Annotated in this window: 14 protein-coding genes; 11 read left to right on the top strand and 3 right to left on the bottom strand. The window is 69.3% G+C overall.

What is annotated here, in order from left to right; all coding sequences use genetic code 11:
* Positions 1-11: 11 nt before the first annotated feature.
* The 3 genes from ACJ8AN_RS21175 to ACJ8AN_RS21185 all read left to right on the top strand — a co-directional run bounded on the left by ACJ8AN_RS21175 (position 12) and on the right by ACJ8AN_RS21185 (position 7,153).
* The gene (locus ACJ8AN_RS21175; RefSeq protein ID WP_407757217.1) at positions 12-4,556 is read left to right on the top strand and encodes a pilus assembly protein PilY; all 4,545 of its coding nucleotides are present in this window, start codon (positions 12-14) and stop codon (positions 4,554-4,556) included.
* Positions 4,557-4,755: 199 nt separating this feature from the next.
* The gene (locus ACJ8AN_RS21180) at positions 4,756-5,952 is read left to right on the top strand and encodes a metallopeptidase family protein (RefSeq protein ID WP_407757218.1); all 1,197 of its coding nucleotides are present in this window, start codon (positions 4,756-4,758) and stop codon (positions 5,950-5,952) included.
* A gap of 13 nt (positions 5,953-5,965) precedes the next feature.
* Entirely contained in the window at positions 5,966-7,153 is a 1,188-nt protein-coding gene (locus tag ACJ8AN_RS21185) for a class I SAM-dependent rRNA methyltransferase (RefSeq protein WP_407757219.1), read from the top strand.
* A gap of 18 nt (positions 7,154-7,171) precedes the next feature.
* On the opposite strand, the gene ACJ8AN_RS21190 is transcribed toward ACJ8AN_RS21185, so the two are convergent.
* Positions 7,172-7,663 carry a caib/baif family protein gene (locus ACJ8AN_RS21190; RefSeq protein WP_407757220.1) on the bottom strand — a complete coding sequence of 164 codons (492 nt, stop codon included), beginning with the start codon at positions 7,661-7,663 and terminating at the stop codon, positions 7,172-7,174.
* Between the two features lie 14 nt (positions 7,664-7,677).
* Positions 7,678-8,280 (bottom strand): hypothetical protein, encoded by a 603-nt coding sequence (locus tag ACJ8AN_RS21195; RefSeq protein WP_407757221.1) that lies wholly within the window; start codon positions 8,278-8,280, stop codon positions 7,678-7,680.
* A gap of 34 nt (positions 8,281-8,314) precedes the next feature.
* Between ACJ8AN_RS21195 and ACJ8AN_RS21200 the strand changes: the two genes are divergently transcribed.
* The 4 genes from ACJ8AN_RS21200 (at position 8,315) to ACJ8AN_RS21215 (ending at position 13,051) form a co-directional block, all read left to right on the top strand.
* On the top strand, positions 8,315-10,453 hold the full coding sequence (locus tag ACJ8AN_RS21200; RefSeq protein ID WP_407757222.1) for an ATP-dependent helicase: 2,139 nt from the start codon (positions 8,315-8,317) through the stop codon (positions 10,451-10,453).
* Positions 10,454-10,596: 143 nt separating this feature from the next.
* The gene (gene rplM / locus ACJ8AN_RS21205; RefSeq protein ID WP_407757223.1) at positions 10,597-11,043 is read left to right on the top strand and encodes a 50S ribosomal protein L13; all 447 of its coding nucleotides are present in this window, start codon (positions 10,597-10,599) and stop codon (positions 11,041-11,043) included.
* Between the two features lie 47 nt (positions 11,044-11,090).
* Entirely contained in the window at positions 11,091-11,492 is a 402-nt protein-coding gene (rpsI, locus tag ACJ8AN_RS21210) for a 30S ribosomal protein S9 (RefSeq protein WP_407757224.1), read from the top strand.
* A 155-nt stretch (positions 11,493-11,647) separates the two neighbouring features.
* On the top strand, positions 11,648-13,051 hold the full coding sequence (locus ACJ8AN_RS21215; RefSeq protein WP_407757225.1) for a type IV pilus twitching motility protein PilT: 1,404 nt from the start codon (positions 11,648-11,650) through the stop codon (positions 13,049-13,051).
* 39 nt (positions 13,052-13,090) lie between these two features.
* Here the strand turns inward: ACJ8AN_RS21215 and ACJ8AN_RS21220 are convergent, their stop codons facing one another.
* Positions 13,091-13,831 (bottom strand): hypothetical protein, encoded by a 741-nt coding sequence (locus ACJ8AN_RS21220; RefSeq protein ID WP_407757226.1) that lies wholly within the window; start codon positions 13,829-13,831, stop codon positions 13,091-13,093.
* A gap of 34 nt (positions 13,832-13,865) precedes the next feature.
* Between ACJ8AN_RS21220 and ACJ8AN_RS21225 the strand changes: the two genes are divergently transcribed.
* The 4 genes from ACJ8AN_RS21225 to ACJ8AN_RS21240 all read left to right on the top strand — a co-directional run.
* A complete protein-coding gene (locus ACJ8AN_RS21225) occupies positions 13,866-14,372 on the top strand; it encodes a regulatory protein RecX (RefSeq protein WP_407757227.1) in 507 nt (168 codons plus the stop codon).
* A 15-nt stretch (positions 14,373-14,387) separates the two neighbouring features.
* Positions 14,388-15,167, top strand: a complete 780-nt coding sequence (locus ACJ8AN_RS21230; RefSeq protein WP_407757228.1) for an outer membrane protein assembly factor BamD — start codon at positions 14,388-14,390, stop codon at positions 15,165-15,167.
* A complete protein-coding gene (locus tag ACJ8AN_RS21235) occupies positions 15,164-15,877 on the top strand; it encodes a hypothetical protein (protein ID WP_407757229.1) in 714 nt (237 codons plus the stop codon). Before ACJ8AN_RS21230 ends, ACJ8AN_RS21235 begins: the two co-directional genes overlap by 4 nt.
* 103 nt (positions 15,878-15,980) lie before the next feature.
* Positions 15,981-16,324 (top strand): FHA domain-containing protein (locus tag ACJ8AN_RS21240; protein WP_407757230.1); only part of this gene is annotated, 344 nt, incomplete at its 3' end.

Below are 16,324 nucleotides of genomic sequence, written 5' to 3' on the forward strand. Positions count from 1 at the left end.
GGATAGGCACCATGTTCCGCAAGCTGACGCTCAGCCTTGTCGTGTTGCTCGTGGGTGGGGTCCTGCTCCGGGCGGATACCGCGGTCGCGATCGATCAGGCGGCCTGCTGTCTGCCGACCACGTCGAGGCTGGATGCCCTGATGAACCCGCCCAGGGGCGGTGACGAGAAGTTCTTCTCGCGCCCGGGCGGCCCCCCCAACGTGCTCTTCGTCATCGACACCTCCGGGTCGATGCACTCCTGGCCCAAGGACTGGCCCACGAAAACCAAGGGCTGCTCGGACTCGTTCCTCAACGGGCTGGGCTACGACACCAACACCACGTACGACCGCATGTGGACGGGCCTCAATTCCCAGTCCAGCGAGTGGTGGGACAACGCGAAGTACTACGACGCGCCCGACAAGGGCTATGGCGTCTTCTTCGCCAACACCCCGAGCGGCAGCAGCTGGACGACCCCGTCCGCCGCGTGCTCGTCCATGGACTCGAAGATGAGCTCCACGGACCTGGGCGACTGCCAGAAGTGCCTGGACTCCCAGGGCTACTACCTCTACGGCGGCCAGCGGCGGGTGAAGGGCAACTTCCTGGACTTCTACGCGCCGCGTGACTCGGGCGCCGTGAAGGTGCTGGCGGACGTGGTGCGCGACCTGCGCGAGGTGCGCTTCGGGGTGATGGGCTTCCAGACCCGGGCCGCCAAGACGTGCTGGGGCAAGAAGGCGGGCACCAACAACCAGTGTATGTGCATCCAGAGCCCCATGGGGCCCAGCTGCGCCAAGTCGTACCCGCTCGACAGCAGCTCGGTGGAGAACAACCGCAACTCGGTGCTCAACGACCTCACCAACGTCAACACCAACAACAGCAACGGCCTGGACTGGGATGGCTGCAACACCCCCCTGGCGGACGCGCTCTACGCGGCGGGCTACCTCTTCCAGTCCAAGACGGCCCCCACGCCCTTCTCCAGCTACCTGGGCGCTTCCGCCCCGTCGAGCAGCAACTTCAGCGCGGCGGACGGGGTGTGCTTCGAGTGCGGCTTCAACGCCATCATCCTGCTCACCGACGGCGAGCCCAATGCCGAGGGCGACGTCGTCAAAATGCCGGCGGCCATCGCCGACGACACCACGCCGTGCGTGGGCTGCTCCACCAGCAACCTGCACAAGGTGGCCAAGTTCCTGTGGGAGAAGGATCTGCGCTTCGACATGACGGGCCAGCAGCGCGTGGCCACGTACACCATCGGCTTCTCCGAGGACGTGTCCGACAGCAAGCTGCTGCAGGAGACGGCGCGGCTGGGCGGTGGCAAGTTCTCCGCGGCCCGCAGCACCAGCGAGCTCAAGCGCGTCATCCTCTCCATCCTGGATGACATCAACGCCCGCAACACCTCCTTCTCCTCGGCGTCCATCAGCACCCTGCAGACGCAGAGCGAGGCGCTCACCGCGATCATCCCGCGCATGCTGCCCGACAAGGACAACACCTGGACGGGCAAGCTGTACCGCTACCAGCTCTACAACGAGTTCGTCGAGGACGCGGACAAGAACACCGACGGCGACCGCGCCGACGTGCTGATGCTCGACAAGGAGGGCAGCGTCGTCGCCGAGGACAGCTCGAGCGACTACCGCAAGCTGCTGTCCCAGACGGGGGGGCCCGGTGGCGCGCCCCTGTACGGCGGTGACGCCAAGCCCTTCTGGGAGGCGAGTGACGTGCTGCAGAACGTCACCAAGTACACCGGCCGCACCATCTACACCGTGACGGACAGCACCGGCGACGGGATGCTCAACCAGAACGACACGCTCGTTCCCTTCAACCTCGCCAACATCAGCAAGCTGCGCCAGTACCTGGCGGTGGGCGGAGCGCCGCTGTGCCCCACCGGCACGCTCACCACCTACAAGCCGGGCCTCATCCTCACCCGGATGAAGATGCCCCTGCAGACGGATCTGCCGAAGGCGGCGTTGATGATGACCACGGCGGGCCTGCTGGGGCTGCCGGCTCTTCCGACGACCTCGGACTATGACTTGCTGTGCACGGCGCTGGTCATCCAGTACGTGCGCGGGCAGGATCTGTTCGACGAGAACGCGAACGGCTCCATGACCGACACGCGGCCGTCCGTGCTGGGCGACATCTTCCACTCGTCGCCGGTGGTGGTGGATCCCCCGTCGGACAAGTTCGCCTGCGACCTGGGCATCAGCAACCAGTGCGCGCGCACGCTGTATGCCGTGCCCAACGACCGGACGGGGCTGGGGGCCACCCCCATGGCCGACGCGCGCGAGTTCCCCGCCACCTGCGAGACCGGGACGACGCAGACGAAGCCGTTGGACCCGTACGACTCCTACCAGTTCGTCAACCGCCAGCGCGAGCGCCTCATCCTGGTGGGCGCCAACGACGGCATGCTGCACGCCTTCAGCGACGGCGCGGGCGAGCTGAAGGACGCCAAGACGTGCGACTACCAGTACACGGGCGGCTCGGCCGACGGTGGCAAGGAGCGCTGGGCCTTCATCCCGCCGGACCTGCTCCCGCGCCTGCAGGAGATGCTGCAGGGCCACACCTACTTCGTCGATGGCGACATCATGGTCCGCGACATCTGGGCGGACACGAACGGCGACGGCACGAAGTCCTGGGACGAGTACCGCACCATGGCCGTGGTGGCCGAGGGCCGCGGTGGCATCCACTACTTCGCGCTGGAGCTGAAGTGGAGCTCGGATGGCAAGACGGCGCTCGGGGCGCAGGCGCCGGCCTTCCGGTGGATGTTCCCGCAGCCGTGCACGGACGAGGCGCAGCGCTTCGGCAAGACGCTGCTGAGCCTCAACCCCAAGCCCCCGCCCATCGGCCCCGTGCTGCTGCAGTCCACCACCGGGCAGGCGCGCCATGGCGCGGAGGGTCCCAAGAGCGAGGAGCGCTGGGTGGCGATGCTGACGGGCGGCTGGTCTCCCGGCAACGAGAAGGGCCGCGGCATCTACATGGTGGACGTGTGGAACGGCGTGGTGAACGGCCGCAAGGACAACCTGCTGTGGAAGTGGGAGTTCGTGGACCCCGGCGCCAGCGGCACCCCGCTCAACCCGGATGATCCGCGCAAGGCCATGACGTATGGCTTCGCGGCGCCGGTGGCCATGGCGGACTACGGCCCCAATGGCAAGGCGGCCCCGGACGGCTTCTTCGACACCGGCGTGGTGGGCGACCTGGGCGGCCAGCTCTGGACGCTGCGCTTCTACCAGCCGGGCGTGCTCGACAGCACCACCAGGCTCATCAAGAACTGGAGCGGCGCCCGCGCCTTCTCGATGGACCGGGATGGTGCGGCCGCCGGTGACTCGAACAGCATCCGCAGCCGCGCGCCCTACTACTACCTGTCCTCGCTGGTGGTGCAGCCGGACAACAAGGCCCTGCGCGCCTATGTGGGCACGGGCAACCGTTACTCGCTGCTGGACACCGGCGCGGGCACCTGCCGCTTCGACAACCCGCAGGCGTGCTCCAAGCTGGGGTGCTCCGCGACGCAGGTGGCCTACAAGGAGACGCGCGGCACGGACTACCAGCGCCTGAGCAACGATTGGACGGACCGGCTCTACAAGAACGGACGCTACGTCGCCTTCAGCGGTGCCTCGCCCACGAACTACTGCGGCACGGCGGGCACCACGTTCCTCAAGGCCGAGTTCGAGTCCCGCAGCGCGTTGACGTGTCCCAAGCCCACCGCCGGTGGCACGGTCAGCTACGACTTCGCCAAGACGGTGGCGCAGTGCGGCCAGGATGCGTCGGGCGTCTTCGACTGCCGCGTGACGGACGCGGGCAACACGCTGAACATGAACGACCTGGATCTGAGCGGCTCCTCCACGGGGACCACGCTCGGCAAGAACCGCTTCTATGGCGTCTGGGTCTACGGCGGCACTCCGGACAAGACGGACCGCGTGTTCGACGAGGACATGGGCGGCGTGTCCACCAACATCGCCAAGAACTACGACTCGCGGCGGCTGACGGACACCGGCTCGTCGACGGGTACGGGCAACCTGGTCAACGTGACCAACGTGCAGTGCGATGCCAAGGGCGTCTGCACGTGCGCCTCCGGCAAGACGTGCGGCGCCAAGCTCATGTCGGGCTCGGAGGACTACGGCTGGTTCTACGAGTACGACGGTGTGGAGCACAAGACGGCCAGCGGCTCGGCGGTGCTGGCCAGCTGCACCATCTGGAACTCCATGTACCCCGGCCCTTCCAGCAGCGGCCCCTGCGCCGGCTCCACCAGCAACCTGGCCCGGCTCTTCCAGGGCGACTACATCTCCGGTGCGCCCAACTGCGCGACGGGCTTCTATGACAAGACCACCGGGTACGCGCGCTACCAGAGCCGCTCGGTGCTGGCGCCTCCTCCCGAGCCGGCCACGGCCATCCAGGTGTCGAAGACGGGCCAGGTGAAGTACAGCACCATGTTCGTCGAGCCCGGTAAGGCCCAGGCCAGCGAGGCCGCGGTGTCCTCTGGCGGCGACGTGCTGCAGTACATCTACGAGCTGCCCGTGTCGAAGGGCCTGCACCAGTGCCGCCACGACAAGATAAACGGCGGCCAGGCCTCCTGTACGCCCTCGGAGATGTAGCGGGGCGCTGTCGCAAGACACCGAGTCCCACCCCGGGGCCCGTCCTCGCCACGCGGCGGTGACGGGCCCCGTCGTTTCGCGGGCCCGCCCACACCGGCCGCGCGGGTGGAATCCACCGGAGAGCGGGCAGGGCAGGGCGGGCAGGCGGGCACCTGACATCTTCCCGAGGTACGGGCGATGCCGTAGCCTTCGGCTCCCCATGTCCCGGCGCGGTCCGTTCGCCCTCTGTCTCCTTCTCCTTGGTGCCTGCCAGCGGACCTCCCCTCCGTCCGCTCCGGCCGTCCCCGACGCGGGCACTCCCGCGGTGGCCGCGGTGCCCACGCCCGCCACCCCGCCCGTGCCCGAGCCGATTCCCCCGTGCGGGGCGGCGCCGGGGACCGCTCCGCTCGAGGCGGCGCTGGACTACCTGGACGCCAACAAGAACGCGGAGGCGCTCTCGTGCGCCGCGCAGGCCTCGGCCCTCGAGCCGGACTCGGCCGCGGCGCACTCGGCGCGGGGCGAGGCCCTGGCCGCCCTCAACCGCACCGCGGAGGCGCAGGTGGCCTATGCCCGGGCGCTGGCCATCGACCCCAGCTTCCCGGACGCGCTGCTCGGCGCGGCGCACCTGTATGCCGTGCAGCTGCCCTCCAGCCGCGAGTACGACGAGCTGGGCGCCCTCTACGCCGAGCGTGGGCTGTCGCAGCCGGACGTGTCGCCGGAGCTGCTGCCACGCTTCGCCCTGGTGGCCGCCATGGCGCTCAACGACCTGGGGCAGGCGGGGGAGGCGCTCCAGCGCGCGAAGCTCGTCCTGGCGCGAGAGCCCCACAACCCCGAGGCCCTCTACGAGAAGGCGCTCGCTCTCTTCGAGCTGTGCCGCTTCGCCGAGGCCCGCGTGGCCTTCAGCGGCCTGGTGAACGACCCCGAGCGCGGGGCGCACGCGCACTACCACCTCGGCCTGCTGCTCGAGCGCGAGGGGAAGTGGAAGCTGGCGAAGGAGCACTTCGAGAAGGCCCGCGCCTTGTCGCCCGAGGACTTCCCGGAGCCGCCCACGCCCTCGGAGGCCGAGTTCCGCGACGAGGTGGCCCGCGCCGTGTCCGCCCTTTCCGAGGACATGCGGAAGGACCTCCACGGGATACCGGTGCGCGCCGAGGAGCTACCCGCGGACGCGGATCTGCTCTCCGGCGAGCCGCCCCTGTCTCCCGCCATCCTCGGCCTCTTCCGCGGCCCGCCGCTGGGCGAGCCCTGCGATGGCTCGGAGACGCCCTGCCGCTCGGTGGCCCTCTACCGCCTCAACCTCGCCCGCGCGGTGCGCTCCCGGGAGGAGCTGCGGGAGCAGATAAAGGTGACGCTGCTCCACGAAGTGGGGCACCTGCGCGGCGAGGATGATCAGGAACTGGCCGCGCGCGGCCTGGAATGACAAAAGGCACCCCATGGCCCGACCCACCTCCCTTCCCACCGTCCGCGTGAGTCTCAAGGGGGCCAAGGCCCTGCGCCGCGGCCACCCCTGGCTGTACCGCACCGAAGTGGTGGAGGTGCCCCAGACAGAGGAGCGCGGCGCCGTGGTGATGGTGGTGGACCCGCAGGGCAACCCCGTGGGCCAGGCCTTCTACGCGCAGCGCTCGCCGCTGGCGCTGCGGCTGCTCACGCGCAAGGGCCCCGCCGAGGAGAAGGTGGACGAGGCCTTCCTGCGCCACCGTTTGGAGCTCGCGCTCGCCCGGCGCGCGCCGCTGCGTCAGCGCGACGGCCTGCGTCTGGTGCACGGCGAGTCGGACCTGCTGCCCGGCCTCTTCGTGGACCGCTATGGCCCGGGCCTCACGCTGCAGACGCTCTCCGAGGGCATGGACGTGCGCAAGGAGTGGGTGGCGCGCACGCTGGCCGGGCTCACCGGGGCCACCCACGTGGTGTGCCGCGACGACGCCTCGGGCCGCGACTTCGAGGGCCTCACGCGCGAGGTGCGGCTGCTGCACGGCGAGGGCGAGGCCCGCTTCAGCTACCACGAGGGGGAGAACCTCTTCGAGGTGGACCTGCTGGGCGACATGAAGACGGGCGCCTTCCTGGACCAGGTGGACAACCACCTGCGCGCCGCCGAGCTCGCCCGGGGCGAGGCGTTGGATCTCTTCAGCTACCACGGGGGCTTCGCCCTGGCGCTCGGGCGCACCTGCGACTCGGTGCTGGCGGTGGAGCAGGACCCGAAGGCCGCCGAGCGGATTCGGGCGAACGCCGCGCGCAACGGGCGCGGCAACGTCACGGTGGACAACGCCAACGCCTTCGACGTGCTGCGCCGCTTCTCCGAGTCCGGCCGCCGCTTCGACACGGTGGTGGTGGATCCGCCGGGGCTCGCCAAGCGGCGCGAGGGCCTGGCCACCGCGCTGCGCGCCTACCACGAGCTCAACCTGCGCGCCCTCAAGTGCCTGCGCCCCGAGGGCCTGCTCGTCACCTGCTCGTGCTCGGGCAAGCTGTCGCGCGAGGCCTTCGAGGAGATGGTGCTCTCGGCCGCCGCGGATGCGAAGCGCCCGGTGCAAATCCTCGAGCGCCGGGGCGCGGGCCTGGACCATCCGGTGCTCGGCGGCCTGACGGAGAGCGAGTACCTCAAGGCCTTCTTCGTCCGGGCCCTGTAGGCGCCGGACGGGGGCTCCTCAAATTCCCATCTCCTCGCGCAGCCGCTTCACCTGCTTGAAGTACTCGCTGCGGGGGAAGGGGACGTTGAGGATGTGGAAGTCCTTCTTGGACAGGCCCACGCTGCCGAAGCAGTAGTTGCTGTCGGACATGTTGCGGCAGAGCACCAGGTAGGCGCTGCCGGTGCAGTTCTCGCTCTGCACGCAGTAGGCGCAGCCGTGGCACTGCTTGCAGTCCACGCAGTGCGAGCAGTTGTTGCACAGCTCGCAGCGGGTGCAGTGGGTGCACTGGTAGCAGCTGTCGCAGTCCTTGCAGAACATGCAGTTGGCGCACCGCTTACAGCCCTCGCACGCGTAGGAGCCGGGGTTGCCCGGGTCCGCCGAGTACAGCTTGGCGAGCCGCTGGTACTGCTCGAGGAACTCGCGCTTGCCCATGCCGGCCACCTCCTGGCGCGCCTGGGCCTCCTGCTCGAGCACCTCCGGGACGTTCGCCCGCGACCCTCTGTCCTTCACCACGGATGCTCCTTTCATCGCGAGTCCGCGCCCGCGGAGGTCCGCTCCAGGCGCGCCAGTCCCACGAGATCGATGTCACGCGCCACCCGGCGCACTTCCACGGTACCCGGAAATCCCCGGCTGCTTACCGCGACCACGTACCGGTTGCCCACCAGCAGGCTGGCCTCGGCCTGTCCCGTGGACTCGTCGTAGCGTACGAAGCCCACCGTCTGCTTGTCCTTCCAGAAGATGGGGGCGGTGGGATCATTCAGCTCCCGGCCCCGGCTCTCCTCGGCCGCCGCGATGATGGCCAGCCCCAGCTTCTTGCCCAGGCTGGTGTCCACGATGCGCACCTTCACTTCCCGCTCCTCACCGTGGGTGAAGCTGCGCTCGGCCTCGCTCACGGCCACCTCGCCGTAGCGGCCGGTGGAGCCCGCGTCCCGCACGTGCCCCAGGCCCTCCAGCGTCTCCGGGAGGAAGCGCCGCAAGTCCTCGAAATGCGTGCAGGGGAAGGCCGCCGGAGTGTCCACCGGAGCCGTCTCCGACACGGACGGTGTCGTCTTTCCACCACCGGTGCAGGCCGTCCCCGCGACGAGCACGAGGAGAAAGAGCCGCCGCGGAAAAGAATAGTCGCGCACGGGGGAATCAAAGGGTATCCCCGAGCCGCGCGCAATGGACCTCTCGAAGCTCAACCCCCCGCAGCGCGAAGCCGTGCTCACCACCGAGGGCCCCTTGCTGGTCCTGGCGGGCGCGGGCAGCGGCAAGACTCGCGTCATCACCCACCGCATCGTCCACCTGCTCGACCAGCGGCCGGGTGGACTGCTGGCCCGCAACATCCTCGCCGTCACGTTCACCAACAAGGCCGCCACCGAGATGAAGGAGCGGCTGGTGCACATGGCCGGGCCCCGGGCCCAGAACGTGCTGGTGTGCACCTTCCATGCCTTCGGCGCCGAGATGCTCCGCGAGGACATCTACCGGCTGGGCTGGCCCAAGAAGTTCACCATCGCCGACCAGGGCGATCAGGTGGCCATCATCAAGCGGGCCATGCGCGACAGGCGCATCGACGACAAGACGTTCGATGCGCGCAAGGTGCTCACCCTCATCTCCAAGGCGAAGAACGCGGGCAAGACGCCCGAGCCGCTCGGAGAGGGCAAGGGCGACGACTACGACATCATCGCGCACATGGTCCACGAGGCCTATCAGCTCGCGCTCAAGGCGCAGGGCTCGGTGGACTTCGATGACCTGCTCATCCTCCCGTCGCGGCTGCTGCGCGAGCACGAGGACCTGCGCCAGAAGTACACCAGGCGCTTCCGCTACCTCCTCGTCGACGAGTTCCAGGACACCAACCAGGCCCAGTTGGATCTGCTCAAGCTGCTGGCCAGCGGCGAGACGCGCAACGTGTGCGTGGTGGGCGACGACGACCAGTGCATCTACAGCTGGCGCGGCGCCGAGGTGCGCAACATCCTGAGCTTCGACTCGTACTTCCCGGGGGCCAAGGAGGTGCGGCTGGAGCAGAACTACCGCTCCACGCAGGTGGTGCTGGACGCGGCCAACGCCGTGATCGCGAAGAACCCCGAGCGCAAGGCCAAGCGCATGTGGTCCGAGCGCAAGGGGGGCACGCGCATCAAGGTGGTGACGGCCCCCAGCGAGGAGGAGGAGGCCCGGTACGTGGCCCACGAGATTTCGAAGCTCGTGGCCGGGGGCATTCCGGCGGATGAGATCGCCGTCCTCTACCGCGTCAACGGCCAGGCGCGGCCCATCGAGGAGATGCTGCGCGAGAAGGACCTCCGCTACGAGGTGGTGTCGGGCAGCGAGTTCTTCGACCGGCGCGAGGTGAAGGACGTCATCGCGTACTTCAAGCTGATCGCCAACCCGAGGGACGAGACGGCGCTCTTGCGCATCATCAACGTGCCGGCCCGGGGCATCGGTGACGTCACCATGGAGCGGCTGGTGGCACACGCGCGCCGCGACAGCGTGACGCTCTGGGGCGCCATGGAGCGCGCGGACCGCTACGAGGACCTGCCCAAGGGCGCCGCGGAGAAGGTGAAGGACTTTCTCGCGCTCGTGGAGCGCTACCGCCAGTCGTACGAGCACGGCCAGCTCGCGGCGGTGACGCGCAAGCTGCTCGAGGAGATCGGCTACAAGGACGACGCGAAGTCGCTCACCACCTCGCAGGCCAGCGCGGACCGGAAGCTCAAGTCCATCGACCAGGTCATCAACTCCCTGGAGGCCTTCGAGAAGCGCGAGGGCCCCAAGGCCAGCCTGCTCACCTACCTCAACCGGCTGAGCCTCGACACCCGCCAGGAAGAGGAGGAGGTGCCCGGCGGGCACAAGGCCGTCACCCTGATGACCCTCCATGCCTCCAAGGGCCTGGAGTACCGGGTGGTCTTCTTCATCGGGATGGAGGAGGAGCTCATGCCCCACAAGGGCATGCAGGGCGAGGCCCAGAACCTCGAGGAGGAGCGCCGGCTCTGCTACGTGGGCATTACCCGGGCCAAGGAGCTGCTCTACCTGACGCGCTCGGCCATGCGGGTGAAGCGGGGGAAGGAGGTGCCGCGCACCCCCTCGCGCTTCCTCGACGACATCCCCCCGGAGCTGGTGGAGCTGGAGGACCTGGACGCCCCCCGGAAGGGCCCCCCCACCCCCGAGGAGAAGAACTTCTTCGCCAACCTCAAGGAGCGCTTCAAGGCGCCCCAGCCCGCCGGGCCCCTCAAGGCAGGCGGGGGAGCGGCCCCTCGGCCGGTTCCGACTGTCGGAGGGACGGCGCCCCCCGCTCCAGCCCCCAGCGGAACCGCGGGTGGGCCACGCTGAACGCAGAGCGACCTTGACTTGCCTCTCGCCCGCCTCTAAGACGGTCGGCCTTTCCGGTCCAACCTGGAAGTTCTCAGGGTGGAACCGTGGTTGCTACGGCTACAGGCGCTTCGGGCGCCAACCATGCTTTTGGAGTTCAAACAATGTCGCAGAGGACCTACAGCGCCAAGCCGGCGGATATCAAGCGCGACTGGCACATCATCGACGTGAACGGGAAGGTGCTGGGCCGCGCCGCCAGCCAGATCGCCACGCTGCTCAAGGGCAAGCACAAGGCGATGTACACCCCGTCCATGGACACGGGTGACCACGTCATCGTCATCAACGCCGAGAAGGTGCGGGTGACGGGGACGAAGGAGCAGGCCAAGATGTACTACCGGCAATCCATCGCGGGTTTTCCGGGCGGCCTGAAGAGCACCAACCTGGCCAAGCTGCGTGCGCGCCACCCCGAGGACATCATCCTCAACGCCGTGCGCCGGATGCTGCCGCGCAGCGCGCTCGGCCGGCAGATGATGACCAAGCTCAAGGTGTACGCCGGTGATCAGCACCCGCACGCCGCCCAGAAGCCGGTGGCGCGCGAGGTCGAGGCGTAGTCCTTCCTTCTTCCCCAACTTTCAGCACCTTTTAGAGAAGAGACGACATGGCTACCGCCACCGAGAAGGGTTTTTATGGCACCGGCCGCCGCAAGGAGGCCACCGCGCGCGTGTGGATCCGCCCGGGCACCGGCGTTGTGATTGTCAACGGCCGCGACATCAACGTGTACTTCGGCCGTGAGACGTCGAAGATGATCCTGAACCAGCCGCTCGACGTGCTGGAGCACAAGGGCAAGATCGACATCGAGGTCAACGTGCGCGGCGGCGGTCTGAGCGGCCAGGCCGGCGCCATCCGCCACGGCCTCTCGCGCGCCCTGTGCAACTACAACCCCGACTTCCGCCCCGCGCTGAAGAAGGCCGGCTTCCTCACCCGCGATGCTCGCGCGGTGGAGCGCAAGAAGTACGGCCAGCCGGGCGCGCGTCGCCGGTTCCAGTTCTCCAAGCGCTAATCCGCGTTCACGCGGTTTCGCTGGGAGTAGTGCACGGCGGGGGTTCCTTCGGGAGCCTCCGCCGTTGTGCTTTGCGGGCCCAGGGCAGCCAGTCGAGCCCGCCCAAAGGCCTCCCTCGTCGGACAGTTTGGGCGTGCTAGCATCCCGGCCCATCCATGGAACTCAACGAGATCCTCCAGATTGCGCTCCGCGGCGGTGCCTCGGACATCCACCTCAAGGCGGGCCTGCCGCCCATGTTCCGCGTGGACGGCTCGCTGATGCCACTGAAGGACGGCAAGCGGCTGCCTCCGGAAGAGGTGGCGCGCATGGCGTTCGGCATCATGAACGAGTTCCAGAAGGAGAAGTTCAAGCAGAGCAACGAGGTGGACCTGGCCTACGGCGTCCCCGGGCTCGGCCGCTTCCGCGTCAACGTCTTCCAGCAGCGCGGCACCATCGGCGCGGTGATGCGCGTCATCCCCACCAAGGTGATGGCCATCAAGGAGCTGCTGCTGCCGCCCATCCTCGAGAAGATCTGCCAGGACGAGCGCGGCCTCATCCTCGTCACCGGCACCACCGGTTCGGGTAAGTCCACCACGCTCGCGGCGATGATCGATCACATCAACGCCACCGAGACGAACCACATCATGACCATCGAGGACCCGATCGAGTTCCTCATCCGCGACAAGCGCTCCATCGTGAACCAGCGCGAGGTGGGCGTGGACACGATGTCCTTCGCCCAGGCGCTCAAGAGCGCGCTGCGTCAGGACCCGGACGTCATCCTCGTGGGCGAAATGCGAGACCACGAGACCATCGAGACGGCGCTCGCGGCGGCGGAGACGGGCCACCTGGTGATGTCCACGCTGCACACGCTGGACGCCACGGAGACCATCAACCGCATCGTCTCGGCCTTCCCGCCGTACCAGCAGAAGCAGGTGCGCATCCAGCTGGGCAGCGTGCTCAAGGCCGTGGTGAGCCAGCGCCTCATTCCGCGCGCGGATGGCAAGGGCCGCGTGGCCGCCGTGGAGGTGCTGCGCTGCACCGCCCGCGTGAAGGAGCTCATCGAGGACAAGGACCGGACGAAGGAGATTCCGGACGCCATCTCCCAGGGCTTCGACACCTACGGGATGCAGACCTTCGACCAGTCGCTCATGTCGCTGGTGAAGCAGGGGCTCGTCACCTACGAAGAGGCCCACCGCCAGGCCACCAACCCGGACGACTTCGCGCTGCGCTTCTCCGGCATCAGCGCCACCTCGGACTCGAAGTGGGACAACTTCGAGGCCGGCGGCGCCAGCAAGCCCGTGCCCGGCTCGTCCAGCTTCGGTCAGAGCCAGCAGCCCGCCCCCGCCGCGGCCCCGGCCCGTGTGCCCACTCCCGCCGCGGCCCGTCCCGGCGTTCCCGGCCCCGCCTCCGTGCCCCGTCCGGGCGTGCCCGCCGCGACTCCTCCGGCCTCCCGCGTGGGCGTCCCGGCGGTTGGCGGCGCGGCCCGTCCCGCGGCTCCGGCGCCCGCTGCCGCCGCTCCGAAGCCCGCCGCCCCCGCCGCCCCGTCGGCCGACGACGACTTCCAGATCGAGCGCTTCTAATCCACTGCGGGGAGAGTGACCGAAGGTGCTCTCCCTCTCCTACGCCTCCTCGTCTCCGAGTTGCGCCCGCAGCCGCGAGAGCCGCTGCGGTCCCACGAGCCCCTCCTTCGCCAGCACCTGGAGGAAGTCCACCGTGGCGCGCAGGCCCGCCTCCATCTCCTCCTCGGGCTTGCCGGCGATCTCCGACTCGTAGAGCGCCTCCAGGTGCTCGGGGTTGATGGGGGTGGGGCCCTCGCCCCAGGCGGTGTTCACCAGCGCCCGCGAGATGCGCCCCCGCACGTTCCTGTCGTTCTCGTCCCGGCCCGCCTTCTCGAAGCCGAGGACGAGCGCGTCCACCTGCTCGCGGGTGAGCGCCGCCAGGGCGGGCACCTCGCCGAGCGTCTCCTGGACGTACGTGCTGTCGAACGTCTCCACCTCCTCCTCGTAGCCGAACGCCTCCTCCAACAGGATGGAGGCGATGAAGGCGTCCCTCTCGTCCTCGGTGGCGCCCTCCTCCTCGAGGGCCTCGCGGGCCCGGGCGGTGGCGGCGGAGAGGGCCGGGTCCTCGGAGATGGCGCGCGTGGCGGCATAGGCGGCCAGGAAGACGACCGCCGCCTCGGCGTCCGAGGACAGGTGACGCTTGCCCTTGCCTCCCATCAGCTCGTTGCGCTTGTCGGGGTGGGCGGCGGCGGTCTGGGCGAAGAGCCGCTCCTCGGGCTCGAGCGGCGCGCCGTCCTTCTCCTTCTGGAGCGTCTCGCGGGCGGCTTCGGGGCTGAGGTAGCGGGCGATGAGGGGGTGCATGCCGCGCCTGTTACCACATGCTAGAGAGCAGGCGATGGACTCCGAGGACGCCACCCCCGAGGAAGTCAGGCGCGCGACGGACGCGTGCCTGCGTCTGTTGGCCGCCCGCCCCCGCAGCCGGCACCAGCTGCTCACGGCGCTCGAGCGCAAGGGCTTCTCCGAGCCGGTGCGTCAGGCCGCGCTGGCCCGGGTGGAGGGCTGGGGCTACCTGAACGACGAGCGCTTCGCCCGGGAGAAGGCCGAGGTGCTGCTACGCGGGGGCAGATATGGCCCCGAGGCCGTCCAGCGGCGGCTCGAGGCCCAGGGGCTGAGCCGCGAGGCGGCGAGCGCGGCGGTGGACTCGGCCCGTGGCGCGGTGGAGTTCGACGCGGAGGCCGCCGCCCGCCAGGTGCTGGAGAAGCGGGGCCTGCTGGGCCGCGAGCTGGAGCCCAAGGAGAAGGCCCGGGCAGGCCGCCTCCTGGTCAGCCGGGGCTTCTCGGAGGACGTCATCCAGCGGGTACTCGGTGACTCGACGCTGGAACCTTCGGGTCCGGGCGACTAGCTTGCCTTGCTACCCATGCGTTTCCTTCGAGCCGTCTGTCTGACCGCCCTCCTGTGCAACGCCGCCGGCTGCGCGGCCCTCTCCGCCGGCCAGGCCGGAGACCCCGATTTCGCCTCCGCCGCCGAGACCAACCTCCAACTGGGCGACGAGGCCCTGGAGCGCAAGGACTTCCTCCAGGCCGAGCGGTACTACGAGCACGTCCGCACCAAGTTCCCCTACCTCGAGGTGGCCAACGAGGCGGAGCTGAAGCTGGCCGACCTGGACTTCGCCCAGGAGCGCTTCGCCGAGGCGCGCGAGAAGTTCCAGTCCTTCATCAAGCTCCACCCCACGCACCCCAAGGTGGACTACGCCGCCTACCGCGGGGCCCTCACCCACTTCGCGGACATCCCCTCGGACTTCTTCCTCCTGCCGCCCTCGACGGAGAAGGACCAGACCGAGGTGGTGGCGGCGCTGGCCGCGCTCAACGACTTCGTGCGCCAGTACCCCAACTCCCAGTACGTCTCCGAGGCCAAGGAGAAGGTCGAGCAGACGCGCCTGCGCCTGGCCAATCACGAGCTGTACGTGGCCAACTTCTACGCCCACCGCAAGCGCTGGAAGGCCGTGGCGCAGCGGCTGGAGGGGCTGCTGAAGAACTACCCGGGCACTCCGGCCGAGGAGGAGGCCCTCTTCGATCTGCATGAGGCCTACGTGCAGCTCAATGAGCCCGAGCTCGCCAAACAGACGTTGCAGCGGGTCATCGAGCGCCTGCCCGGGACCTCCGCCGCCGAGCGGGCCCGGCGGATGATGGGCTCGTGAGCCAGTCCGACGCCTGGAGCCGGCTGGGCGGGGTGCTCATCGCCCTGCTGGCCGCCGCGGCCGCCGGGGTGGTGTTGGTGCCCCGCTGGTTGGGGGTCGCCGCCGGTCCCGAGGTGGAGATCATCACCTACCTCAAGACGACCGAGCGCGACGGGGTGTCGCTCGCGCTGCCCGGGGTGGGCGAGCCGCTCCAGTCCCAGGCGCACCACTTCGCGCGCATCACCGTCACCGTGGACCCGGAGGGCGAGCGCGCCGTGGCCTGGGCGACGCTGGACCTCCGGGGCCGGCTGGGCTCCACCGAGGTCAGCTCCCTGGGCGTGGAGCGGGTGCCCTTCGTCCGCCGTGGGCGGGACTGGGTGCCCGAGGGGCTCATTGCTCCCCGTCTGGCGGCGGTGGTCCGGGCGCTGGAGTTGCGGCGCACGGCCCTGGAGGCGGGCAGCCGCGAGAGACTGGCGGCCCTGCTCGCGCCGGAGGCACCGGCCGGGGGTGGGGAAGGGGAGGCGGAGCTGGCGCGGCTGCTGGAGCTCCAGCGGCGCCGCTACCGGGCGGAGGCCTGGTTCCTGCGGCTCGAGCGGGACGACGCCGTGGCCACCGAAGCCTGGCGGATGGAGGGGCAGCTCCCCTCCCGGCCCGTGGACGAGAGGGGCCAGCGGCGGCTCTCGTTGATTCGTAATGGAGAGGAATTCTTTTTTTCGCCCGGTCTCATGTAGGCTAGGCGGCCATCATCTGGACACGGCGGTGAGGGGTGGGTGGGGTGAGGGCTGAGGGGCGCCGGTGGCCAGGGCAACACTCATCATCGAGGGCGGTAGCACCGTGAGCACTCCGACGCCGGGCAAGACGTTTGCGCTCAAGTTCATCTCCGGCAAGTACCAGGGCGGCGAGTTCCCGCTGAAAGCGGAGAAGCAGATCGTCATCGGCCGCTCCAGCGAGCTGGACATGGTGCTCGTGGAGGACATGGTCTCGCGCAAGCACGCGCGGATCGTCGTCAACGGGACCGGGCAGATCTCCATCGAGGACCTGGGCTCGACCAACGGCACCTTCGTCAATGGCGAGAAGGTGAAGCAGGCGACGCTCAAGGAGGGAGATCGCATCCTGATCGGCACCTCCATCCTCAAGCTCATCCAGCAGGGCGCCGACTCGGTCAACGTGGACGAGAA

Origin of the sequence: Archangium sp. (genome assembly GCF_045802675.1) — a bacterium.
Taxonomy (GTDB): domain Bacteria; phylum Myxococcota; class Myxococcia; order Myxococcales; family Myxococcaceae; genus Archangium.